This window comes from Kitasatospora herbaricolor, from assembly GCF_030813695.1.
GTDB lineage: Bacteria > Actinomycetota > Actinomycetes > Streptomycetales > Streptomycetaceae > Kitasatospora > Kitasatospora herbaricolor.
The window spans coordinates 393,007-416,175 of record NZ_JAUSVA010000002.1 but is presented as its reverse complement, the minus strand read 5'-3'; the positions used below and the strand labels follow the sequence as shown (position 1 = coordinate 416,175).

At 67.3% G+C, this 23,169-nt stretch carries 14 protein-coding genes and 1 pseudogene; 8 read left to right on the top strand and 7 right to left on the bottom strand.

Annotated features, from left to right (window positions below):
* Positions 1–58: 58 nt before the first annotated feature.
* On the bottom strand, positions 59–2,695 hold the full coding sequence (locus tag J2S46_RS02205) for an alpha-N-acetylglucosaminidase TIM-barrel domain-containing protein (protein ID WP_229913221.1): 2,637 nt from the start codon (positions 2,693–2,695) through the stop codon (positions 59–61).
* A 785-nt stretch (positions 2,696–3,480) separates the two neighbouring features.
* Between J2S46_RS02205 and J2S46_RS02200 the strand changes: the two genes are divergently transcribed.
* Positions 3,481–4,247, top strand: a protein-coding gene (locus tag J2S46_RS02200) for an IS5 family transposase (RefSeq protein WP_229913224.1) whose coding sequence is annotated in 2 segments (ribosomal slippage) — positions 3,481–3,772 and positions 3,772–4,247 — 768 coding nt in all. Because the reading frame shifts where the segments join, the coding sequence is not laid out codon by codon here.
* Between the two features lie 64 nt (positions 4,248–4,311).
* Here the strand turns inward: J2S46_RS02200 and J2S46_RS02195 are convergent.
* Positions 4,312–5,292 (bottom strand): LacI family DNA-binding transcriptional regulator, encoded by a 981-nt coding sequence (locus J2S46_RS02195; protein WP_307348410.1) that lies wholly within the window; start codon positions 5,290–5,292, stop codon positions 4,312–4,314.
* Between the two features lie 234 nt (positions 5,293–5,526).
* Here J2S46_RS02195 and J2S46_RS02190 point away from each other — a divergent pair, with 234 nt between their 5' ends.
* The 7 genes and pseudogenes from J2S46_RS02190 (at position 5,527) to J2S46_RS02160 (ending at position 15,325) form a co-directional block, all read left to right on the top strand.
* Positions 5,527–6,429, top strand: a complete 903-nt coding sequence (locus tag J2S46_RS02190) for an ABC transporter substrate-binding protein (protein ID WP_191293224.1) — start codon at positions 5,527–5,529, stop codon at positions 6,427–6,429.
* Entirely contained in the window at positions 6,414–7,529 is a 1,116-nt protein-coding gene (locus tag J2S46_RS02185; protein WP_229913222.1) for an amino acid ABC transporter permease, read from the top strand. Before J2S46_RS02190 ends, J2S46_RS02185 begins: the two co-directional genes overlap by 16 nt.
* Before the next feature lies 1 nt (position 7,530).
* A complete protein-coding gene (locus J2S46_RS02180) occupies positions 7,531–8,274 on the top strand; it encodes an amino acid ABC transporter ATP-binding protein (RefSeq protein ID WP_191293225.1) in 744 nt (247 codons plus the stop codon).
* A 5-nt stretch (positions 8,275–8,279) separates the two neighbouring features.
* Positions 8,280–8,530 (top strand): annotated as a pseudogene (locus tag J2S46_RS02175) (ISAzo13 family transposase); the annotation flags it as partial.
* Between the two features lie 793 nt (positions 8,531–9,323).
* Positions 9,324–11,327 carry a ricin-type beta-trefoil lectin domain protein gene (locus J2S46_RS02170; RefSeq protein ID WP_191293226.1) on the top strand — a complete coding sequence of 668 codons (2,004 nt, stop codon included), beginning with the start codon at positions 9,324–9,326 and terminating at the stop codon, positions 11,325–11,327.
* Positions 11,328–11,747: 420 nt separating this feature from the next.
* Positions 11,748–13,901, top strand: coding sequence for a DUF8189 domain-containing protein (locus J2S46_RS02165; RefSeq protein ID WP_191293227.1), 2,154 nt, complete (start codon positions 11,748–11,750; stop codon positions 13,899–13,901).
* 164 nt (positions 13,902–14,065) lie between these two features.
* Positions 14,066–15,325, top strand: a complete 1,260-nt coding sequence (locus J2S46_RS02160; RefSeq protein ID WP_191293228.1) for an ROK family transcriptional regulator — start codon at positions 14,066–14,068, stop codon at positions 15,323–15,325.
* A gap of 53 nt (positions 15,326–15,378) precedes the next feature.
* Here the strand turns inward: J2S46_RS02160 and J2S46_RS02155 are convergent, their stop codons facing one another.
* The 5 genes from J2S46_RS02155 to J2S46_RS02135 form a co-directional block, all read right to left on the bottom strand.
* On the bottom strand, positions 15,379–18,009 hold the full coding sequence (locus J2S46_RS02155) for an alpha-N-acetylglucosaminidase TIM-barrel domain-containing protein (RefSeq protein WP_191293229.1): 2,631 nt from the start codon (positions 18,007–18,009) through the stop codon (positions 15,379–15,381).
* Between the two features lie 524 nt (positions 18,010–18,533).
* Positions 18,534–19,811, bottom strand: coding sequence for a Gfo/Idh/MocA family protein (locus J2S46_RS02150; protein WP_191293230.1), 1,278 nt, complete (start codon positions 19,809–19,811; stop codon positions 18,534–18,536).
* 58 nt (positions 19,812–19,869) lie between these two features.
* Positions 19,870–20,727, bottom strand: coding sequence for a carbohydrate ABC transporter permease (locus J2S46_RS02145; RefSeq protein WP_191293231.1), 858 nt, complete (start codon positions 20,725–20,727; stop codon positions 19,870–19,872).
* Positions 20,724–21,596: a carbohydrate ABC transporter permease gene (locus J2S46_RS02140; protein WP_229913223.1), complete on the bottom strand. Its 873-nt coding sequence runs from the start codon at positions 21,594–21,596 to the stop codon at positions 20,724–20,726. The genes J2S46_RS02145 and J2S46_RS02140 overlap by 4 nt, the downstream gene beginning before the upstream one ends.
* 119 nt (positions 21,597–21,715) lie before the next feature.
* Positions 21,716–22,888: an ABC transporter substrate-binding protein gene (locus J2S46_RS02135; protein ID WP_191293233.1), complete on the bottom strand. Its 1,173-nt coding sequence runs from the start codon at positions 22,886–22,888 to the stop codon at positions 21,716–21,718.
* Between the last annotated feature and the right edge of the window lie 281 nt (positions 22,889–23,169).

The following is a 23,169-nucleotide window of genomic DNA, read 5'->3' as shown; positions in this document are numbered from 1 at the left end:
CGTCCGACGGTGAAGTCCCGGAGCTCCGGGGTCGGACGACGCCTGCGGGCGCGGGGCCTCAGGACGGCTTGGTCCAGTTCTGAGCCGTGCTCTTGTTGCACTCCCAGAGCTGGAGACGCGTGCCGTTGGCGGTAGAGCCCTTTGTCGCGTCCAGGCACAGCCCCGACACGGGGTTGATGAGAGAGCCGTTCGGCCCGCTCGTCCAGATCTGGGCAGGGACCAGCGGACTCTGGCACTCGTAGAGCTGGACGACGGTTCCCTGCGTGGTGCGGCCGCCCTTCGCGTCCATGCACTTGCCGTAGGCGCGGATGCTGCCGTCCGTGTCCAGCGACCAGATCTGGGCCCCGCTGTCGTTGCAGTCCCACAACTGGACGGCGGTGCCGTTGAGCGCATTCGCCCCGGCCACGTCCACACACTTGCCGCCCTTGCCAGTGATCGGGCCCAGGGGCCCGGCCGGTGGTAGCGAGTTGTTGATCGCGGTGGCCAGGTCGATCGGGTCACCGGTGACCTTCACGGCGTACTTGGCCCTCTCGGTTGCCTTCGCCACGGGGTCCGTGAGGGTGGAGGGCTTGGTGGTCCACATGGTGTCGAAGGTGAACCAGTTGGGGTCCGGCGGTGTGCCGGTGTTGTTCTGCAGCGCGTCCTGCAGGCCCTTGAAGTACGTCGACCAGCGCTTGGCGTGTACCTCGGAGACCAGTCCCGCCAACTCGCGGTTGCCGTAGTCGTGGAGCTTTTCGTCCTGCTGGGCGGTGCTGCCCCAGGTGGTGAGGATGGAGCGCTGCTCGACCTCGAGACGGTCCTTCTCCCCTTCAGTGGTCCCTGCCGCTCGTGCTTGGGCGAGCAGGGGGCCGAGGAGGAAGTTTTCGTCACTGGCGAGGAGGGCGTCGAGTTTCTTCTCGTCGTCGTTCCACTCGGCGGTCAGTGATTTGAACGCTTCGAGGTCCTTCTTCAGGTAGGCGTCGTTGATCCGGGGGAGCAGCACTCGGCTCCGGTTCGTGAGTGCCTGCCGGGCCGTGTTGACGAGGTCGTAGCGGTAGGCCGTGCTGTTCTGCAGGGCGGGTGCGACCTGAAGGAGCTCGGCGAGCGCGCGTTGCACGGTGGCGGCGTTGTACCGCATGTCCGTTGGGCTGAAGGGAGCGGCCTTCTTCACGGTGAGGCCCGGTCGGGCCGAGAACAGGCTGTCCTGCGGCTCGTCCCAACTATTGGCCTTGTCCGTTGCGACACCGGTGGGCGTGCCGTACGGTCCGCGGCGCAGCCACTGCCAGGCCGCCGTGGCGTGGCTGTCGTAGCCGCCGTAGCGGCGGGTGGCGTAGTCACTGAACCAGTCGGTCTGCTTGATCTCCGCGGCTGTCTGGCCGGCCGGCGTGGAGGTCCAGGCCAGATTGGTGAACAGCTCGAACGCCGCCGGGTCGCCGCCCGTGGCTTCCGGCAGGTAGGCGATGCCCCGCAGCTTGTTGTTGGGCTTGGTGAGCAGGGAGTGGAAGTAGGCCGTCCACACGTTGGTGTTCGCGCCGATCGTGGTGTGGCCGCCGAAGTTGTGGATGGTGCCGAAGGCGTAGGGTGTGTTCTGCCAGCCCGACTCACGGTCGAAGTCGCGCATGCGGTCGGAGTACCCGTCCACGATCAGCGCGCTGTTGTCCTTGTCGGCGATGCCGTTCAGCACCTGGGTCGTCGGATTGTCGCCCCAGCCGAGAATCACCCATGTCGCGCCGTTGTGTGCGGCCCAGAGCCCTCTCTGTACGGACGCGGCAGCCTTCGTCACGTCTACGTTCCCGGCCTGGCCGCCCTCGTGCAGCATGTCCATCTTGTACATGGTGGAGTTGCCGAACTGCTGCGCCTGGATGCGGTAGTAGTCAGCGGCTACCGTGGGGAACAACGGGTCATTCGGGTCAAGCCAGCCGGGCCTTGGGCTGCCGTCCCACTTACCCTGGTCGATGACGTTCGCGCCCTTGTTCTGCTCCTTGCCGGCGAAGTCGGCCGGCACGGTACCGATGAAGCCCGGAAGTACCGGGGTCATGTCGAGCGAGCGCAGGAGGTTGCAGATGTCGCGGCCCTCGTCCGCCCGGTTCTGGAGCAGCTGTGCGGATTCGGGCCCGCCGGTGCCGGTCAGGTTCTGCAGGAGCCACCAGGGCTGGTGGGCAGGGCCGGGAATCCAGTCCAGCAGTTCCTGCGACGTGTAGCCGCGGTTCTGGAGCATCTCGTAGTAGGGGTACTCGGCTCCGGTCTGCACGAAGACCTCGTTGATGCCGTGCAGGGCGAGCAGGTCGATTTCGTGCTGGTAGTCGGCGAAGGTGCGGTTGGGGCCGGAGTAGCCCGCGTCGGTGTCGTTGAGCGCATAACGATGCGGAACGACGGCGGATACGGTGGTGGGGGTGCCGACGGCGGGGAGTGTCGTGGGGAGCTTCGCGAGGCTGTCCCCGGGCCAGCCGATGTCGACCTTGGCCACGTGTTCCAGGTACCAGCCGACGCCGGCGAGCAGGTTGCGTTGATTGGCGCCCTGCACGGTGATCGCCCCGGCGGTGCCCGAGACGGTGAAGGAGTTATCGTCCGACCGGGGCGCGAAGGTGAACTGCGCCACGGTCGCCGCCGGTAGCAGTCGTTTGAGCGAGGCGATGGCGGGGGCTGCGTCGAATTCCTCGGTGGCCGTCGGACCGGGTGTCGGCGCTTCGACGGCACTTGCGACAGGACTCACCATCGACGTACCCACGACGGTGAGGACGGCGGTGAGGGTGGCAGCGACACCGACTGCGAGGCGGCGTCTTGGATGGGGAGACATCTGACGTCCAATCTGTTGCTTTCGAAGCGTTCGTTAGTATTAAGCGGGCGAGATCGGCTCGTGCAGAAGTACGGCCCACGTAACGTTCCCGATCCTGTGTCATGGGTGCACCCCGGCTCCGCGATCTGCCACGGCGCTCGGGGAGGTGAACCGAGGTACGCCGGGTGGCTGGTCGGAGATCCAACCGGTGCTTGGTCGGAGGAAGCCGGCCGATATTGGCATCGCGTAGTGTGCCCCACCGGCGTTTCCCCAGGACCGGTAAGGCTCGGCGTTTTTCGTTCAGGATTGGCGGGCTTCGCACGAGCCGGGTTCCGAGGGCGTACCCGGGAAGGTAATCGGCCACGGGTGGTGGCTTGCGAGGCTGCGACGTTCGCTTGAGTAAGGAGTGAAGCGCAGGGCGAAGGTGTACGTCAAGCGTCGTGCCAGTGTGGTCTAGGCCTATTGGATTAAACCAATCTTGATTTGGCCAAGCTGTGATCAACGCGCCCGAGCCGAGTCATCCCCGGCTCTGATGGGCCACGCGTCCGAGCCGGTCCTGCTCCAGGTGGGGGAGTTGCCGGCGCCACCCGAGTAGGACACGGTCTTAAGAGCTCGTAACACGATCTTGTGAATCGGTGCAGGTCGGCCGTAACCGGTACGACGATTGAGCTGTTCGTGATGGCGTGAGCACCAAGCCGTGGGCCGTGGATGACGAGTTGTGGGCGATGATCGAGCCGGTCCTGCCGGCCTGGCCCGAGCGGTCACCGGGACCGAAGCCCGTGTCGGACCGGCTCTGCCTGCAGGGCATCCTCTTCGTTCTCCACACCGGGATCCCGTGGCAGCAGCTGCCCCTGGAGCTGGGCTTCGGCTCCGGCCAGACATGCTGGCGGCGCCTGGAGCGCTGGCAGGAGGCCGGCGTCTTCGACCTGCTGCACCGGATACTGCTCGCCGAGCTCAACGCGGCCGGCGAACTGGACTGGAGCCGCGCGTGCGTGGACGCCTCCCACGTACGCGCGAAAAAAGGGGAGCCGCGACGGGCCCGTCGCCGGTCGACCGCCGCAAGACGGGCAGCAAACACCACCTGATCTGTGACGGCGGTGGCACCCCGCTCCACGTGATCACCACCGCGGCCAACGTGAACGACGTCACCCAGACCCTCGCCCTGGTGGACGGAGTACCGCCGGTGGCCGGCCGGGTCGGCCATCCCCGCAAGCGCCCCGACGCCCTCCTCGGCGACAAGGGCTACGACAGCAACCCCAACCGGCGCGAACTGCGCAGACGCGGGATCCTGCCGGTCATCTCCCGCAAGGGGCAGCCCGACATCAAGGGACTTGGCAAGCTCCGCTACGTGGTGGAGCAGACCTTCGCCCTGCTCCACCAGTTCAAGCGACTGGCCATCCGCTGGGAACGACGCCTCGACCTTCACAACGGCCTCGTCTCCCTGGCCTGCTCACTGATCTGCTGGCGCCGCCTCAAGAAGGCTGCCCCGTGATCGTGTTACGAGCTCTAAGGAGCGGCCCGGATGTCCTTAGGTCGGCCCGCAGGTCCGGCATCCCTCAGCGGCGGCGCGAGGAGTCGCGGACGATCACGGTGCAAGGCACCACCACATTGCGCGGCGGATCCCCGCCGAGAACGTCGATCAGCATCGCGACGGACGCGGCGCCCAGGCGTTGGGCATCCAGGCTGAGTGCGGTCAGTGGCATGTGCCAGTGTCCGGAGTCCTCGGATCGGTCGCTCTCGCGCATCACGCTGATCATCAGGTCGGCGGGTATGTCCAGACCCAGTTGGCGTGCCGCGGTCAGCAGGGCCTGGCCGTAGGTCTCGTTGAGACCGTGCACCGCGTCCGGGCGCTCCGAGCGGGACAGCAGCCGTAGCGCCGCCTCCACTGGGTCCTCCGCGGCGGCCGGGATCTCGATGACCGCCGGTTGCCCCTCCGCGGCGCACCACCTTCGGTAGTGGCGCTCGGAGTCCTGGGTGTACGCGTCGAGCTCCGGCCCTGAGAGCAGGCCGATTCGGGTGGCGCCTGCGTCGCGCAGATGGCCGAGAACCTCGGTCATTCCGCGTTCCAAGTCGCTCTCCACAGTGGGTACGTCGTCATACTCCGGATCGATGGGGCGGCCGTCGGTGACCACCGGCAGCCCTCGGCGGGCGCAGTCGGCGAGCAATGGGTCCTCCCGTACCGGGTCGACGATGATCAGACCGTCCAGAGGGACCCGGGTCCATAGCCCGGAGGCCGGGTCGCCCGGTACGACGACGAGCGCGTAGTCGCGCTCGACCGCGGCCATGGTGGCGCCGGCCGAGAACGCCGCGTAGTAGGGGCGGTAGGTGCTGGTCCACGGGCGGTTCGACATGTGGCCGACGGCAAGTCCGAGGATGCCGGTGCGTCCGGTCACCAGGCCCTGGGCGACGGGGTCGGGGCGGTAGCCAAGTTCTTCGGCGGCCCGACGCACTCGCTCGCGGGTGGCCGCGGCGATCTGGCCCTTGCCTCGCAGGGCATGGGACACGGTGGTGATGGACAGCCCGGTGGCCTGCGCCACGTCGCGGATTCCGGTCCGGCGACCCGTCGCTCCGGCCCGCATCGATTTCCCGCTGGTCATGAGTCGGTCGCCCCTCCTGTCATCCGCCGTGCGGCCCAGCGCCGGAGACCGAGCCTCCCAGCTCTGGGCGCCAAAAACGTTTTTCTTCAATGGAGTCGAAGGCCTTGACGTGCCCAAAACGTTTTGGGCACTATAACGCACCACCACCCCCCAGGCACTTCTCCAAGGATCTCCATGCGCAACATCCAGACATTCGCCGTTCCCGTGGCCACCACCGTGATGCTGGCGGCCCTCACCGCGTGTGGTAGCTCCGTGGCCGGCATCGGTGACGCAACCACCCACACCACCGACTCCAAGGGATCCCGCGTCTACGGCAAGTGCGAGGTGACCGGCACCCGTGGCTCGATCCACCTCACGACCGTCCAGAAGGACACCCTCACCGTGGTCGGCGACCTCCCCAGCCCCGGCTGGTGGAACGGCGACACCGTGGCGCAGATCGCAGGCGGCTTCGAGTACTGCATGGCGGCCAACCTCGCCTACCGGGCCGGCCTGCCCAAGCTCACAGTGCGCAACGTGTCCTTCGACGCCCTCGTCGCGGGCAAGGCCCAGGACTTCGACATCGCGCTCGCCGAGATCTCCATCACCGACGCCCGCCGCAAGGTGGTCGACTTCTCAGCCCCCTACTTCTCCTCCAACATCGGCGTCCTCGTGCCGTCGGACTCCAAGGCCACCGACACGAACATCGCCGACCTGCGACTCGGAGTGAAGCAGGGCACAACCGGCGCCGACTTCGTCCGGGACCACCTTCACCCCAAGGACCAACCGAAGGTCTTCAAGGGTGATGTCGAACTCCAGGCAGCCCTCCAGGCACACCAGATCGACGCCGCGCTCACCGACGTCGCCATCGTGCTCGGCCAAGCCCAGCAGTCCAAGGGCAAGCTCCAGGTCATCGGGCAGTACGACACCGGCGAGTCCTACGGAGCGCTCTACCCCAAGGACAGCAAGAACGCCTCCGCCTTCGACGGGGCCATCGACTCGATGAAGCAGGACGGCACGCTCGACAAGCTCTCCTCCACCTACTTGGCCGAGGCCTTCGGCGGAGACCCGTCGACCGTCCCGGTGTGGAGCGCGAAGTGATAGACGCCTCCACTGCGTCGGTCACCGACGGCAACAGGCCGACGGCGGCCGCCCCACCGCGGCCGGCCCTGCCACTCGCGACCGCCGCGGTGGCGGCCGTCGCCGCCACCGTGACGCTGACCGCCGCCACCGCCTGGTCCGTGAGCGACATCCTGCCCGGCTCCGGCCTACCCGCGGCCACAGGCGCCGCAGTCGTGACCGCCGCCGTGCTCACCCTGCTACGGCCGGCCCTACGGGCGGTGCGTTCGGGCCGTACAGCCACCGCAGCCTGGTCCAGGGGCCGGCGAGCGGACGCCCGGCGAGCTGCGTCCGAGGCCCGTGAGGACGCCCGGACCGTACTGGGCTGGTGTCTGTCCGCACTCGTGCTGCTGGGGTCGGTCTGGTTCCTGTTCGCCAACGACCGGGCCGTACAGCGCACCTTCTTCGACGGCGAAGTGATGGGAGTCAGCTTCTCGGACATCACCCTAGCCTTCGGCACCAACCTCTTCATCGCCGTCATCGCCCAGATCCTGATCCTCCTGTGGGGACTCGCCCTCGCCCTCGCCCGGATGGCGCCGGGCCGAGCCGGCCGCCCGCTAAGGCTGCTGGCCACCACGTACATCGATGCCTTCCGTGCCGTACCGGCGATCATCATCATCTATCTGATCGGCTTCGGACTGCCCCTCGCCGAGGTACCGTTCCTCAGCTCGCTCAGTCCGATCTGGTTCGCGATCCTCGCGCTCACCCTCACCTACAGCGCGTACGTCGCCGAGGTGTTCCGGGCCGGCATCGAGTCCATCGCGCCCGGCCAGAGCGCGGCGGCACGCTCCCTCGGCCTCTCGCAAAGCGCGACGCTGCGCCATGTCGTGCTGCCGCAGGCCGTCCGACGCGTCGTACCGCCGCTGCTCAACGACTTCATCAGCCTGCAGAAGGACACCGCGCTGGTAAATGTCATCGGCACCATCGACGCTTTCAACCAGTCGAAGATCTTCGCGTCCAACCACTTCAACCTGTCCTCGGTGACCGTGGTCGCCGTGCTCTTCGTCCTCATCACCATCCCGCAGGCCCGATTGGTCGACCGCCTGGTCATCCGTGAGCAGCGCCGCGGCAAGGGAGCCTGACATGGCCTTCATCGAGATCGACACGGTCCACAAGAATTACGGGGACACTCCCGTACTGCGCGGCATCAACCTGAACGTCGAACGGCACCAGGTAGTGACGCTGATCGGCGCTTCCGGCAGCGGCAAGTCCACCCTCCTGCGGTGCGTCAACGGCCTCGAGGAGATCAGCGGTGGCGAGATCAGAGTCGACGGCGATGTCACCTCCGGCCGCGGCACCGACGCGGACCGGCTGCGCCGCGACGTTGGCATGGTCTTCCAGCACTTCAACCTCTTCCCGCACATGACCGTGCTGCGCAATGTCGCCCTCGCGCCGACACGGGTGTACGGAGTACCGCGCCCCGAGGCAGAGGAACAGGCCCGTGTCTTGCTCAAGCGAGTCGGCCTTGGGGACAAGACCAATTGCATGCCTGAGAGGCTCTCCGGCGGACAGCAGCAGCGGGTGGCCATCGTGCGCGCCCTGGCCACTGGCCCCCGCGCCCTGCTGCTCGACGAGATCACCTCGGCCCTCGACCCCGAACTCGTCGCCGAAGTGCTGGCCATCGTCCGTGAGCTGGCCGAAGGAGGCATGACCATGCTGCTGGCCACACACGAGATGGGTTTTGCCCGGGAGGTGTCGAACAAGGTGTGCTTCCTGCACCAGGGAGTGCTGCTAGAGGAGGGCCCACCGGAGCAGATCTTCGGCGATCCGCAGCAGGAGCGCACCCGCGCCTTCCTGCGCCGCATCGTCGAGGCGGGGCGCCTTTGACCTGAATCCGCAGTCCACACCTAGATGGGTGGCAGCGGTGTTTGCTGATGGGAACCGAGGCCCGGCTGCTGCGCCATGACGGGATCCGGGCCGTCGCCCGGGCGGCCCGCGCCAGCGAGACCACGTTCCCGGTGTGGACGGGCTGGAGTCCGGGGCGGAGCCGTGGGGTCGGGTGCGCCGGCCCGGCGGCGGGCGCAAGTACGCTCCCGAGGTGGACCCGGGACTACTGACGGCCCTGCTCGGCCTGGTCGAGCCGGCGGGTCTGCTCCGACGAGATCGTAGAGTTGGGGAGTTCGGTGGCGATCGGCCTCTCGACGACCCTGTTCCTGCCGACGAGTAGGGCGGCTCTGCCCTGCGCGTGGTGCAATTCCCAGAACGTCGCGACGGAGACGAGGTCGATGTCGTCGCGCCTGAGAAGTGCAGGTAGGACTCGGCGGTGCCGCCGTAAGTGGGCGGGCGCGGTTTACCGCTCCGTTCGAGTCTGGTCGGCCCGGGACGTTCGGAGCGGATGTCGCGGACCGCGGTGAAGACGCAACCGGGAACGGCGGCCCCGTCGGCTGTCATGGCCCGACGCGATTGCCGAGCCCGATGACGCCTGTACGGACGGCAGGGCGGGGTGCGAACGGCACGCCGATCATGGTGGTCTGGCCCGGTTTACGCCTTGGGGAGGGGTCGATGGTACCGCTGATCGGAACGGGCCCCGGCCGCCACTACCCCTGCCACGGCCCCTCTCAGCACCTTGCGACGTGACACTGATGAATGCTCAAACATGCGATATGACTCCTTGCATGAAAAGGCATCACCGATAGTCACTACTGTCAGGCACGTACGACGGCTTGTCCATATATGCGGAAATAGATCTATTTTCAAGCATATTGAAGCAAACTGGCGCGAATTTCTGCGCGCTTGCAGGGGGTCGTCGGGCGAGAAGGCGTCCGCCCGACCCTTGACTCCCCGCATCCGGAGCCCTCACTCTGTCGTGCAAGCGCTCGAAGATGCAGTATTTGCCTAGTTTCATGCAAAATTAGTCACGAGAGGGCATCCCCCGCATGATCAAGAGCAACGGTGCGCACAGAGCACTCCCCATACTGCTGAGCGCGACCCTCCTCCTGGCCGGCGCCGCGCTCAGCGCTCCGCCGGCATCGGCCAACGATGGCGTTTCCCAGGCCGCCGCCAACTACGCCGCCTCAGCCACCCCGAACGGGGCCATCGCCGCTGTTCCGCCCATGGGCTACAACAACTGGGCTCGGAGCCAGTGCTACGCCCAAGCCCCGCTGGACGGCTCGAACGCGCTCGGTTACTCCTTCCAGCAGTACATGATGGACAACGCCAAGGGCTTGTCCGACGCCGGACTCATCGCGGCCGGTTACAAGACCGTCACCGTCGACGACTGCTGGATGTACCGGGACAGCACCGGCAAACTGCGCGGCGCCCTCAACTGGGGCGGCGCCACCGACGTGCGCAACCCTGCCAAGCAGCCCGGCTTCGACGCCGACCTGACCACCTACGGCGACTACCTGCACAGCCTGGGTGCCAAGTTCGGCATCTACAACACCCGCGGCACCAAGACCTGCAGCATCGCCGCCGAGACGGCCCCCAACCAGCCCAACGGCAGCTGGGGGTACGAGCAGATCGACGCGGACTCCTATGTCGCCTGGGGCGTCGAGGCCTTCAAGTACGACAACTGCGGCACCGTCGGACTCACCTTCGATGCCAAGACGCTCACAGCGAAGATGGCCAACGCGCTCAAGACCGCCGTCGCCAAGGCCAACGCCGCCGGCAAGCCGGCCCCGAACGTCCTGTTCAACATCTCCGCCCCCGCCGGCATGGGCAACAGCTCCGTGAAGTTCGCCGAGATGAACTGGGTCCGCGACCTGGGCCAGCAGTGGCGAATCGGCCCCGACATCTACAACTACAAGGCCGCCACGGATCCCTGGGACCAGAAGATCAGCGGCTACAACTGGGGCGTCTACCAGACCGTCGACTTCTCGCTCGAACTCAGCCGCTACCAGGGCCCGGGCAACTGGAACGACCCCGACATGCTGCTCATCGGCGACAACGGCATGACCACCGCCGAGGAGCGCAGCCAAATGTCGCTGTTCTCCGCGATGGCGGCCCCCCTGGTCATCTCCACCGACGCCCGCAAGTTCTCCCCCGCCTACATCGCCGCCCACCCGGCGGAGGCCGCACACCTCAACGCCTCGGTCGAGATCCTCAAGAACCCCGAGGTGATCGCCGTCGACCAGGACCCGCTGGGCGCCGGCGGCTACCGCGTCTCGGGCGGCGGACGCAACAGCACTACCGGGGTTTCGATCTCCGACAGCGGCGTCGACGTCGTCGTCAAGCCGCTGGCCGACGGAGGTCGCGCGGTGGTCGTGCTCAACAAGGGATCCGCGTCGACGACCCAGACCCTCGACCTGAAGTCCCTGGGCTTCAACGCCGCTGGCTGCACCTACGACGTGCGCGACCTGTGGGCCCACACCAGCAGCGCTTTGACCGGGACCGTGGCGCTCACCATCGCCCCCCACGACAGCGCCATGCTCAGGGTCACTGCCCAGAACGGCTGCGGGAGCACCACAGCCCGCGGTCAGATCACGGCCTCCCGCAACACATGGGACGGCGCCTCGCTCTGCCTGGACAACTTCCACTCCCGAACGGGGGCGACCAGCGCCGTCATCCTCTACCAGTGCACCAGTGCTGCGAACCAGCAGTGGCAGATGAACACCGACGGCAGCATCAAGCTCCTTCAAGCCGACGCCGGAGACTTCTGCCTCACGGCGCAGAGCGGCACCAGCACCAGCGTCGTCAACGCCGCGTCCGGTCAGTGGGTCGGTGTCGCCCCCTGCGGCTCCGCACCCGAGCGGCAGACCTGGACCTACAACCGCGACGGCAACCTGAAGCTCGCCGGCACCACCAAGTGCCTTGACGTTTACAAGGGCACCACGACCACCCCTGGCACCCCCGTCGGCCTCTACGCCTGCGGGGCCGCACCCAACAACATCTACGTCCACCAGACCTGGGCCGCCCCCTACAGCACGCCGCCCGGGTCCTGACCCACGGTCGGCCTTCCGCGACGACCGCACCCGTCGCGGAAGGCATCCGTAGCTTGTTGAGTTAGCGGTCCGGGGTTCTCCGATCCCGGGCCGCCCTTCTGCGTGGGGGTCTGGGTGGCGGCATCCACCGTTGCGGTGGGCCCCAGCTTCCTCGGCTGCAGGTGGCAGCACGGAATCTCTGGATCCTCTTGACAAAGCGGACGACGCCAAACATATTTAGGAACCATTCGTTATAAATGACTCTGGGGTTCCTCGGGCGCCCTCAGCCTCAGTCCTGCCGTACGCAGGCAGGTCCAGCAGGACCACAACGTGAGGCCCCGAGAGCGGGGGAGGGCCAGCGCCGGCCACTGGCACCGCTTCCGATACCTGCCGTGCGACGGCCTCCGGGCTGACGAAGAATGCCATTTTCCAACAGGAGGCATGTCGATGAAGCTGATCAGGAAGTGCTGGGCTGTTGCTCTGGTAGCCGGCTTCGTGGGAACCATGGAGCCGGCGGTGGCCGCGACGGCCGTCACGGGAACGGGGACGCTGCCGAGCTACCTCCAGGTGGTCGCGCACCAGGACGACGATCTGCTGTTCATGAACCCCGATCTGCAGAACGCGATCAACGCCGGAGGCGGAAGAACGCTGACGACGGTCTACCTCACGGCAGGGGAGGGCAGCTATGCTCCCGCCCCTGCGACCGCCCCCGGCGTTACGACCGCCGTTCCCAAGGACTGCCAGGACTCCGTCCTGAAGCGGGAGGAGTACGCCTACTGTCGGGCGGAAGGGGCGCGCCAGGCATGGCTCAGGATGTTGGGCGCTCCCGCTGGAACCTCGTGGAGCCGCTCCGCGCTGAGCGTGTCGCTGGGTGGCGGCTCCCGGCAGGTCGAGGTGGACACTGTCGTCGGTGCCAACGGGGTCACGGCCAACTTGGTGTTCGTCAACCTTCCCGATGACGGAGACGGCAGCTCAACCACGAAGGCGAACCCGGCTGACACGACCTCGGCGAACCACTCGCTGCAGCGCTTGTGGAACGACGGCAGCACCCGCGCCACGGTCGTGCCGGCCGGCAGCATGGTGGCCGCCAGTCAGACCTACTCGCGGAGTGACCTGGTGGGCCTGTTGAGCGGCCTGCTACGGGAGTTCAAGCCCACGGTGGTGAGGACACAGGACCCGGCCCCCGACGCCCGCCTCCGGTACTGGGAGTATCCCTTGGGGGATCACCCGGACCATGTGGTCGCCGCTCTTGCCGCCGGCGAGGCGTTGAAGGCGGGCGGGCTCGGGTCGCGGGTTCAGATCGTGCAGTACCGCGACTACAACACGCTCTTCAGCGAGGCGGACCTTTCCCCGGCCGCCAGCGCGGCGAAGAAGGCTGCGTGGAATGCCTACACGCCGTTCGACAATTCCTCCGACATCAAGTACGACGCCGCCTATCCCGCATGGAATGCGCGGCAGTTCCCGCGGTTCTGGCGGGGGACCAACTGGGTCGGGCGCAATCAGGACGGCACGCTGCAGGCGTTCTCGGTGCAGGGCGGCGGGCTGCTGAGCTGGTCGGAATCCCCGGACGGCACCTGGTCCGGCCCGAACTGGACCACCGACCCGGGCTTCGCCCTCGCACCGGGCGTGTCGGTCACGCGAAACGCCGACGGCCGACTCCTCGTATCAGCCCTACGCATCGAGACTGGTGAAATCACCACCCTGTCGCAGGCTTCACCCAACGGTGGGTGGGAGGACCACTGGGTGTCGCTGGGGCGGCCGAGCACAGCGTCCGGTCCGACCGGGCAGCCGGTGACGGCCGCCAACAAGGACGGGCGGGTCCAGATCTTCGTGAAGAACGCCACCGGTGGCGTCAGCACCATCGGCCAGACCACGCCCGGCGGAACGTTCTCCAGCTGGTCCACCGTTGACACCGGCACCGGCGTGCAGGACGGGCTGGCGGCGGCGACGGACTCCGCGGGCCGGATCCAGCTGTTCGCCTACAGCTACACGAACCCGCAGTTCACGGGGACTCCGACGGTGACGGGCTCGATTCTGAACTGGCGGCAGGACGCTCAGAACAGCACGGCATTCACCAGGCAGGCCTTCGCCTTCAGGGAGCCGGCGGGTCCTCCCACGGTCGCCAAGAACGCGGATGGCCGACTCGACGTCTTCTACCGTACGACGGCCGTTCCCGCGACGGGGTCTGTCCCGGCAGCTGATGCAGGGAGCGTGGAACACACCTGGCAGAGGGTGGACGGTTCATGGTCCGCAACAACACAGGGGCTGGCCGGCGACGGTGGAATCGGCCCGGTCGCCGCGGTGAGTGCTCCGAACCAGGACACCGTGTCCACCGGGGACGGCCGCATTACGTTGTTTGAGCACAATGCCGGCGGCAGCGTCAGTACACAGAAGCAGTCGACCCCCAACGGGGGCTATGGGGCGTGGTCCGACAGAAACGGCTTCCTCGTCGGCGAGCCGGCAGCGGCCACCGACCGAACCGGGCGCGTTCTCGTGTTCGCGGTCGGGGACGACGGAAGGCTCCAGATCATGAAGCAGCAGACGCCGGGTGCCAGCCAGCTGTTCAGTGCCTGGGCCCCGGTGGTGGAGGGCTGATCCGTGCCTGCGGTCGGGGCGCGTCCACCCCCCAACCCCAGGCACAGGGAAGGGGATCACGCCCTTCATTAATAACGGACAGTTGGTTACTGTTAGAGTGCGCTCGGTCGGGTCAGCCGATCGGGCGCATCCGTATGTACAGCTGAAGGTATGGTGGACGAACAATGGCTGGTCCTGCTGCGGCACGTGGCCCGCATGTTCTGCGCCGGATAAACGGCGAGGCGGTTCTGTCTGCCCTGCGGGCTGCGGAGCTGGACGCCTGTCGGGTCTCGGATCTGAGTGCGGTGACCGGGCTGTCCCGGCCGGCGGTCACGCGGGCGTTGGCCGATCTTTGCGAGACGGGCCTGGTGGAGGACATCGCGGCGGATCCTGCCGATGAACAGGACGGCCGCCCCCTGGGTCGGCCCGCGCGTCTGGCTCGGTTTCGGTCGGAGGCGGGCCACGTCTGTGGTGTCGACATCGGTCCGCACAAGGTCCTGGTGATCGTTGCCGACCTCAAGGGCCGGGCGGTCGCCAGCTACCGGACGGCGGTTCCGCCCCACACCCGCGGAGCCGATCTTGTCGTCATCGCCGAGTGGGCCGTCGCCGAGGCGCTGAAGCGAGCGCGGCTGAGTGACTCCGACCTGTGGGCCGTCTGTGTAGGCACACCGGGGATCGTCGACCGTGGGAGCGGCACGGTCCTGAAGGCGCCGAGCATTCCGGGGTGGGCGGGCCTGTCGATCATTCCCGAACTAGCTGAGCGCTTCGGGTGCCCGGTTCTGCTAGAAAACGACGTCACTCTCGCCGTCCTCGCCGAGCTGGCCGCGGGTGACTCCAATGAGGGGGGCGAGAGTCTGGTGCTGGTCCAGTGGGGGCAGCGCATCGGCACCGGCATCGTTATCGACGGCAAGCCGTACCGCGGGGCGTCGGCGGCCGCCGGCGAACTTGGCTTCATCGACCTCGATCCGGCCGGACACGGCGGGGTCGAGGCGCTGTCGGATGCGCCGGACGGCATGGGTGCCTTCGAACGGCTGGTGGGTGCCTCCACCTTCCAGCAGGTGGCGCTCGCCGCCTACGCGAGTGCGGCGGTGGAGGCGCCTTCCGGGTTGGAGACGGACGAGGAGGGGCTCGCGGTGCTTTTCGCGGCGGCCAAGTGCGGTGACCCTATCGCGACGGCCGTGGTCGACAAGGTTGCCGGCCTGTTCGCCCGGGGCTTGGCGCTGCTCCTGCTACTGCTGGACCCGGGGCGTGTGGTCATCGGGGGTGGCCTGTCCATCGCCGGTGAGACCCTCCTCGGGCCCGTGCGCCGTCATCTGGAGAACCAACTTCTGGTGCCCACTGAGGTGGTGGCATCCGAGCTGGGGGAGCGGGGCGTGGCCCTGGGCGCGGTGCGCGCAGCCTTGGACGCTGTCGAGCCCCGGATCGCTTTGAGCGAGCGGGCATGAGGCCGGCCCGCACCCTCGGCTGAGAGTACGGGCCGGCACTCAGGAGGTTCGAGTCAGCTGGGCAGCGTCCAGCGCTGGGCCGCGTTGGTGGCGTTGCAGACGGCGATCTCCAGTCCGGTGCCGACGTCGGTCTTGCCTGCGACAGTAGCCAGGCACAGGCCCGACTTGGTGTTCTTCAGGGTTCCGTCGGGGTTGCTGATCCAGTCCTGGGCCGGAGTGTTGTTGCACTGGTAGATCTGAACGACGGATCCGGCTGTGACGGCTCCGCCCCGGACATCCATGCAGCTGCCCTTCGCGCGGATGGTCTTGTCGGTGCTGGTGCCATTGATCGTACCGGCACCGGGCGTCCACGTTTGGGCGTCCGTGGTGTTGCAGGAGTACAGCTGCAACGCCTTGCCGTTCGTGGCATCGGCATTGGGGATGTCGACGCATCTGTTGGGGATGTTGGTGATCGGCCCGGAGAGGGCGACTGCCGGGAGGGTGTCGCTGATCTGCTTGGCCAGCGCGTACGGGTCGCCCACGGCGGTCGTGGGGTAGACGTTGGTCTTCCTGGCCCACTGGTCGTCGCCGGCGAAGGCATCGGCCGCGGTGGGGAGGATCGCCGCGGTGTTCGCGGCCAGTGCGGTGTCCAGGGCCTTGAAGTAGGCGGCCCAGCGCGGTGCGTAGAGGTCGCCGATCAGGCCGGACAGTTCACGGTTGCCGTAGTCGTGCAGTTCGCCGGCGTTGCTCTGATTCTCCGTGTTGCCCCAGGTGGTGAGGACGGAGCGGGCGTCGTACTCCAGCTGGGCCTTCTCCGCCGCAGTGGTGCCCCAGGCCTTGGCGTCCTCCAGCCACGGCCCTAGCAGGAAGTGGGAGTCGGAGGCGGTGAGCTTGTCCAGCAGGGCCAGGTCGTCTGCCCACTCCTTGACCAGGGCGCGGAAGGTCGTGAGGTTCTTGGCGTTGTAGGCGGTGTTGATCTGCGGCAGCAGCACGCGGGAGCGGTTCGTCAGCGCCTGGCGGGCGGTGTCCACGAGGTCGAACTTGTAGGCGTCGCTCGTGCGCAGGGTGCTGTCGACCTGGAGGAGTTCGGTCAGGGCCTTCTGAACGGTACCGGCGCTATAGCGCATGGCACTGGGGCTCCACGAAGCGGCCCTGTTGACCGTGAGGCCGGGTCGAGCGGTGAAGAGGCTGTCCTGCGGCTCCGCTGACGAGCCGGTCACCAGGCTGTACGGACCCTTGCGCAGCTGGTCCCAGGCCGCGGTGGCGTGCGGGTCGGTACCGCCGTAGCGGCGTGAGGCGTAGTCGGCGAACCATGCGCTCTGGTCGATCTTGGCCGGCTGCCAGGCGAGTTCGGTGAACAGGTCGAAGGAGGCGGGGTTGCCGCCGGTGCCCTCGGGGAGGTAGGCGATGCCCTTCAGGGCGCTGTTCGGCTTGTGGAGCCAGGTGTCGAAGCGCTCGATCCAGGTGCTGGTGGCCGCGCCGATGGTGGTGTGTCCGCCGAAGTTGTCGATCGCGCCGAAGGTGTAGGGGATGCCGCCCCAGGTGGTTTCGCGGTCGAGGTTGTTGTAGCGGTCGGAGAGGCCGTCGACGATGAGCATCCTGGTCTTGTCGAGGTTCTTGATCATGTCGGGCTTGGGGTTGTCCGTCCAGCCGAGGATGGCCCACGTCGCCTCGGGGTGTGCGGTGTTCAGGGCCTTCTGGATGGCGACACCGACCGCCGGTACGTCCATGCCGGTGGTATTGGCCCCTGCCTCGTGGATGGGGTCCATCTTGTACATCGCGCTGTCGCCGAACTTGTCCTTCTGGACGGCGTAGTAGGAGGCGGCGACCTGCCTGAAGAGGGGCGACGTGGGGTCGAGCCAGGCAGGCCGCTGGTAAGCCTGCCAGGTGCCCTGCGGGACGACGGTGGCGCTGGGGTTCTTCGTCTTGAAGTCCGTCGGGACGGTGCCGAAGTAGCCGGGCAGGACCGGGGTCATCTGGAGGGAGCGTAGGTAGTCGGCGATCTGCCGGCCCTCCGCCGCGCGGGCGTTGATCAGACTGTCGCTGACCGGGTTGTTCGTCGTGTTGGACATGTTCTGCAGCAGCCACCAGCCCTGGTGGGCGGGCTGTGGGATCCACTTCTGCAGGTCCTGCGCGGAGTAGCCGAAGTTCTGGAGCGCCTTGTAGTACGGGTACTCGGCGCCCATCTGGACGAAGACCTCGTTGACGCCGTGCAGCGCCAAGAGGTCGATCTCCCGCTGGTAGTCCTCGAAGGTGCGATAGGCGCCCGAGTACCCATCGTCGGTGTCGTTGAGTGCGTAACGGTGTGCTACGACCGCGGTGTTGGTGATAGTGCCGGGCACGGCCGGCAGGGTGGCGGGAAGCTTGCCGAGGCTGTCGCCGGGCCAGCCGACGTCGACCTTGGCGACGTGCTTGAGGTACCAGCCGGCGCCGGTGAGGAGGGTTGCCGGCGAGGTGCCCTCAATCCGGATCGCGCCGCTCGCGCCGGAGATCGAGAAGGAGTCACCGGCGGCAGTCTTGGCCACCGGTACCAAGGTGATCTGCTGGGCCTTCGTTTGCAGCAGGCGGGTGAGGCTGGCGGCCGCCGGAGCCGTGTCGAACGCTGGTGTGGCCGCGTGCGTGGGCCCGGTCACGGCCAGAACCGAGGCCGCCGCGAGGCAACTGCTCAGGAGCGTGGCGACCGAGGGCCGCAAGTGTCGTTTCATGGATTCCTCCCCTTAGTAACGAAGTGTTCGATACAATGGAGCTCTAGGTTTCGTCCTGTCAAGAGGGCGGAGCCTATCGTTGCGAGGCGCTGCGGTCGCCCGGCAGGGAACCCGGGCGGGCGACCGCAGGGGTGGGCCATCCGAGCGGCCACCGATCGGGTGACGGCCGGGCGGTTGTGCTGGGAGGAACGGCAGGACCCCCAGGCGGTGGAGCGAGACATCTATTCGCGTTAAGGGTCAAGCGACGACCGCCAGGACGAGCTTTCGACAGGAGGAGAAAGCAGTGCTCTCCCTGTAGGTCGGGCGGTTGGCCACCAACCGGCGACACAGCGGCTCGGAGGAACGGAACAACCTTCGCCTCGTGCCGTCCGAGTGCCGTCGCCAGCATCACGCAGGCGATGGCAAACGGACCACATCAACCTGCTGGCCGGCGAAGCCATGTGTCTTGCTCGAGCCCGATGCCGGAATGACCGGCACATCCGGTTCCGAGGGGGTCGGGTCATGCACTGTGAACGCTCCGGAGCTCAGTTCCCGAGGGGCTGGACAGCCCCGGTATGTCGGGATCGCTCTGCCGCCCACGCGATCCGGTGGCTCTCCAGGCTGGTGACCAGGTCGGAGAGGATGGGAGAGGGGTCGCCGGTGGCAATTGCGTCGAGGAAGGCGTCCATGAGGCCTTCGTCGCCGCCGTCGTGCCCACCGCTGCCCGCGTCACTTCCGGGGGTGCCCAGGACGAGTGTCTGTTCACTGCCGGTGACGAAGTCGGTGAGGACGGCCTTTACACCATCGCCCTCCAAGCATCCGTGCGTGCCGAAGATGCGGGTTCTGCGGTGCGTGAACGGCGTGAACGCGGTCATGGTGAACGACGCCGTCGCGCCGCCCTCGTACTGGAGGCTGACCACTTGATGGTCGACCACGTCGTTGTCGCAGGCGTAGACGCAACGCCCGTATGGCCCGTCCCGCAGCGCCTCCTCTACACCTTCGACTGTGCGGGCACCCGTAACGACGTCCAGTGGCCAGATTTCCCGCTCCGGGTCGCCGAGGCAGCCGAGGTAGAGGCGTTTGGCGGAGTACGGGCAGGTGGGCTCGACCGGACAGGTCAGGCAGTTCTCGGTAGCGGAGGCGGGACGGTTCTCAGGCCGGAAGTGCATGAGCCCGCCGAAGGATGACACCCGGCGGGCGGGCTTACCGATGATGTAGCCGATCCAGTCCAGGTCGTGGCAGGACTTGGCGAGGAGCATCGGGCTGGAGAGGTCCTCACGGCGCCAGTCGCCGCGCACGTAGGAGTGGGCTTGATGCCACCAGCCGACCGGCTCCAGGTGCTCGACGCTGACGATGTCGCCGAGCCTTCCTGCGTCGATGATCTCCTTCACGCCGATGGTAAAGGGGGTGTATCGCAGGACGTGGCACACCGAGAGCATGACTCCGGCCCGGCGGACGGCGTCGATCACGGCGCGGGCGTCCCGCTCGGTGGTGGCCATCGGCTTCTCGAGCAGCAGGTGGTAGCCGAGTTCCGCGAACCGTATGGCCGGCTCGGCGTGGTCGCGGTCCGGAGTCGCGATGATGACCGCGTCGGCCCGCGGTGGTCGCGCGGCCAGGTGCTGCCATTCGCTGACGAACTCGGCGTTCGGATGTGCCTTGCGCGCCTCGGCCGCGCGACGCGGATCGGGTTCCGCCACGGCCACCACCTCGGCGCGGCCGGTCGACGCGGCGTAGCGGGCATAGGCGCTGCCCCTGGCGCCGGCGCCGATAAGCATGAGGCGCAGGAGCCTGGTTGGGCTCGTCGGGTCAGGTACGGTGCTCATGGGTGGCAGGTCCTCGGCTGTGTTCTGTGGGCTTCGGGGGCGGTCGGGGAGGCTTCGGTCAGCCGTTGACGGCACCGACGAGAATGCCGGCGATGACGTGGCGCTGAAAGAAGAGAAACACGCAGACAACGGGCGCCATGACAATGAGGGTGGCGGCAGCGAGCAGGGGCACGTCGATGGTGTGGGCACCGACGAAGAATCCGAGCCCGACGGGAGCCGTTCGTCGGGCCGGGTTCTGGATGAGGATCAGGGCGAGCAAGAACTGGTTCCAGGACCACAGGAAGAAGAGCAGTCCGAGGGTGACGAGGGCGGGCCGGACGCAGGGAAGCAGGATCCGCCAGAGTGTGGTCCAGCTGCTGGCGCCGTCGACGGCGGCGGCCTCGACGAACTCCCTCGGTAGGGCGAGGAACTGCTCGCGCATCCAGAACGTGCCGAAGGGGGTGAAGAGACCGATGAGGGCCAAGACTACCGCGAGGGGGCTGTCGGTGACCCCGACAGCGCGAAAGTTGTAGTAGAGCGGGACGACTGCGGCTTCGTAAGGCAGGGCAAGCCCGAGGAGAAGGAAGGCGAAGAGGAAATTCCGGCCCACGAACCGCATGGTGGCGAAGGCGAATCCGGCGAGAACGGAGCAGAGGAGGGCGGCTGGGACGACCCCGAGCGCGATGAGGGCACTGTTGCGCAGCAGGTCGCCGAAGCCGGCGCTCGACCATGCCTGGGTGAAGCTCTCCAGCGTGGGTTCGGCTGGCCAACGAAGTCCCGACACGATGGTGCCCGGTGGATTGAGGGCGGCGAGGGTGATTCCCAGGAAGGGGATGACGACCGTGGCAGCGAAGACCACGATGACGGCCGGGCCCGCAAGGTGGTACGTGCGCCGCACAGTGGTTCGCGCTGTCGTCGCCGGAGTTGAGCTGCTCATGTGTGGGACCGGGTGAGTCGGCCGATGGTGAGGACCGCTGCGGAGATGATGGCGCTCAGCACGACGGCCAGCGCGCAGGCCGCCCCGACCCGTCCGTCGTTGAAGGCGAGCCTGTAGATGAGCACACCGGGAACGATGGTGGAATCACCGGGGCCGCCGCCAGTGGTGACGTAGACGACGTCGAAGCTTGCGAGGGCCGCGACGACTGTGACGGTTGTGGCAACGCCGATCTCCCGGCGCAGGCCGGGAAGGGTGACGGAGAGGAAGCCGCGGACCGGTCCGGCCCCGTCGATGCGGGCGGCCTCGTAGAGGTTCGTGTCGATCCGCTGGACGCCGGCGTGGAAGAGGACCAGGCACAGTCCGAACATGGCCCAGGTGCCGACGAGCCCGACGGCCACGTAGGCCCAGGTAAAGTCACCGAGCCAGGCCCTGGTGAGGCCGCCGAGGCCCACCGCCCGCAGAATCTGGTTGATGATGCCGGTGCTTCCGTACATTCCGCGCCAGGTCACACCGACGGCGACCAGTGGCACGACCTGGGGAAGAAAGAAGAGGGTCCGGCTCAGGGAATATCCGTGTCCGCGTCGAGTGCCCATGACACCGGCCAGGAGGAGGCCGACGCTGATGGGCAGGACGGAGTAGAAGACGACGAAGCCGAACGCGTGCAGCAGCGAAGCGGCGAGCACCGGGTCGAAGATCACGTCGTGGTAGTTCCCTAGTCCGTTCCACGTACCGGTGGCGATACCGTCCCAGGTGAAGAAGGACAGCCACACGGTCTGGAGCCAGGGCAGTGCGACAAAGGCGGTGAAGAAGGCTAGCGCGGGTGCCAGGTAGAGGTAGGCACGCCAGTCGGTGGGCCTATGCGGTCCCACGCGCAGGGTGCGGATGGGCGTCCGCACCCTCTCCGGCCGATTTCGACCGGGGCGGGGGCCCGTGGGTGCGGGGTGGTGCCGTCGCCAAGGAGGTGGTCGGTGACTTCTGCGGGCGGGAGTCACTGATGTGCCTTGTCCCAGTCGCTTTGCAGGGCGTCCAGGTACTGCTGCGAGTTGATTTTGCCGCCGATGAGCTTCTGGCTCTGGGAGGTGAGCGTGTCGATCATGGTGGCGCTGGTGTTGGCGAAGAAGTTGACCAGGCCGTTGTTCTTGCTGACCTCCCCCCAGGCGGTGACGATCTCGTTCATGACACCGACGCTGCTCCTGTTGACGGTCTCAGCGTGCGCCACGGGGAGGAAGCCCGTGTCCAGCTCGATCTGGGCGGCTTCCTCGGTGTTCATGAAGTCCAGGAACGCGGCCGCGACGTCAGGGTTCTTGGCCTTGGCGGGGATCCCGTAGGCGGACGAGGTGCCGATGCCGGTGGTGCTGCCGTCGGATCCGGGGAAGGCGACGAACCCGGCGTTGCCTGGCATGCCCTTTTCGATGACCGGGGCGTCCCAGCTGCCGTCGAAGAAAAACAGCCCCTGGCCCTTGGTGAAGTTCCCGACCGAGGCGACGAGGCCCGTGCCGTTGGCACCGTCGGGGATGTATCCCTCGGTGGCCCAGTTCAGCAGAGTGTCTGCTGCTTCCCTGCCCCCAGGGGTGTTGATTGTGGACCCGTTCTTGCCGTTGACCCAGTCGCGGGATTCGGCGGCCCCGTCGACGGAGTCGACGATGGACTGGAACCCGAAAGACGAGCCGCCCTGGAGGTTTCCCATTTGGATCGGGAGGACGCCTGCCGCTTTGGCCTTGTCGAGGGCCGCGTCGAACTGGGCCCGGTTGGTCGGCGGTGTGATGCCCAGACGAGAGGCCTGGTCCTTGTTGTAGTACAGGCCCACGAGTGAGAACCCGGCCGGCGCCGCCCAGAGGTGCCCGGTGCCCAGCTGGCGCCCGTCGTCGGTCGCCCTCCACTGGTCCAGCTCCGCTGCGGGGTAGGTCTTGTCCCACCCGTAGACCTTGACGTAGGGGTCGAGGGAGCGCAGGAGGTTGTCGTCCACGGTGGTGCCGAGCTTGTTCAGCAGGGCCAGGTCCGGTCCGTCGTCCGCGGAGAGGGCGAGGTTCAGACTCTTGTTGTAGTCGTCGAACGCGGTGTAGCGAAAGTCCACCGTGATATTCGGGTACTTGGCGTGGAAGGCCTCGCCGAGAGCCTTGGTGGTACCGGTATTCTCCGAACTGATGACTTCCAGCGTCACTGGGGTGGAGGGCAGGGTAGTCGAAACGGGCCCGGTCGAGGCTTGTCCGGTGGAACTGCTGCCGGGGGTGAGGCCGCTGCAGGAGCCGACGCAAAGTGCTCCGCAGGACAGGAGCGCGACCACTGGCAGCATACGCACCGCGCGATGTGTCCGAAAACCCGTAGAGGACGGAACTGTCATTTCGTTGCTCCTCTGATGCGCGGCCGCGCCTGACTCGGTCGCGATCACCGTGCAGCCTGCCGTCCGCGCCGATCAGCGGTGGCACCAGGTGCTCGGCAGCA

Excerpts from the sequence above, each read along its gene's own strand:
- J2S46_RS02205 (WP_229913221.1), bottom strand. The coding sequence starts at position 2,695 with ATGGTGAGTCCTGTCGCAAGTGCCGTCGAAGCGCCGACACCCGGTCCG.
- J2S46_RS02190 (WP_191293224.1), top strand. The coding sequence starts at position 5,527 with ATGCGCAACATCCAGACATTCGCCGTTCCCGTGGCCACCACCGTGATG.
- J2S46_RS02180 (WP_191293225.1), top strand. The coding sequence starts at position 7,531 with ATGGCCTTCATCGAGATCGACACGGTCCACAAGAATTACGGGGACACT.
- J2S46_RS02170 (WP_191293226.1), top strand. The coding sequence starts at position 9,324 with ATGATCAAGAGCAACGGTGCGCACAGAGCACTCCCCATACTGCTGAGC.
- J2S46_RS02165 (WP_191293227.1), top strand. The coding sequence starts at position 11,748 with ATGTCGATGAAGCTGATCAGGAAGTGCTGGGCTGTTGCTCTGGTAGCC.
- J2S46_RS02160 (WP_191293228.1), top strand. The coding sequence starts at position 14,066 with ATGGCTGGTCCTGCTGCGGCACGTGGCCCGCATGTTCTGCGCCGGATA.
- J2S46_RS02155 (WP_191293229.1), bottom strand. The coding sequence starts at position 18,009 with ATGAAACGACACTTGCGGCCCTCGGTCGCCACGCTCCTGAGCAGTTGC.
- J2S46_RS02150 (WP_191293230.1), bottom strand. The coding sequence starts at position 19,811 with ATGAGCACCGTACCTGACCCGACGAGCCCAACCAGGCTCCTGCGCCTC.
- J2S46_RS02145 (WP_191293231.1), bottom strand. The coding sequence starts at position 20,727 with ATGAGCAGCTCAACTCCGGCGACGACAGCGCGAACCACTGTGCGGCGC.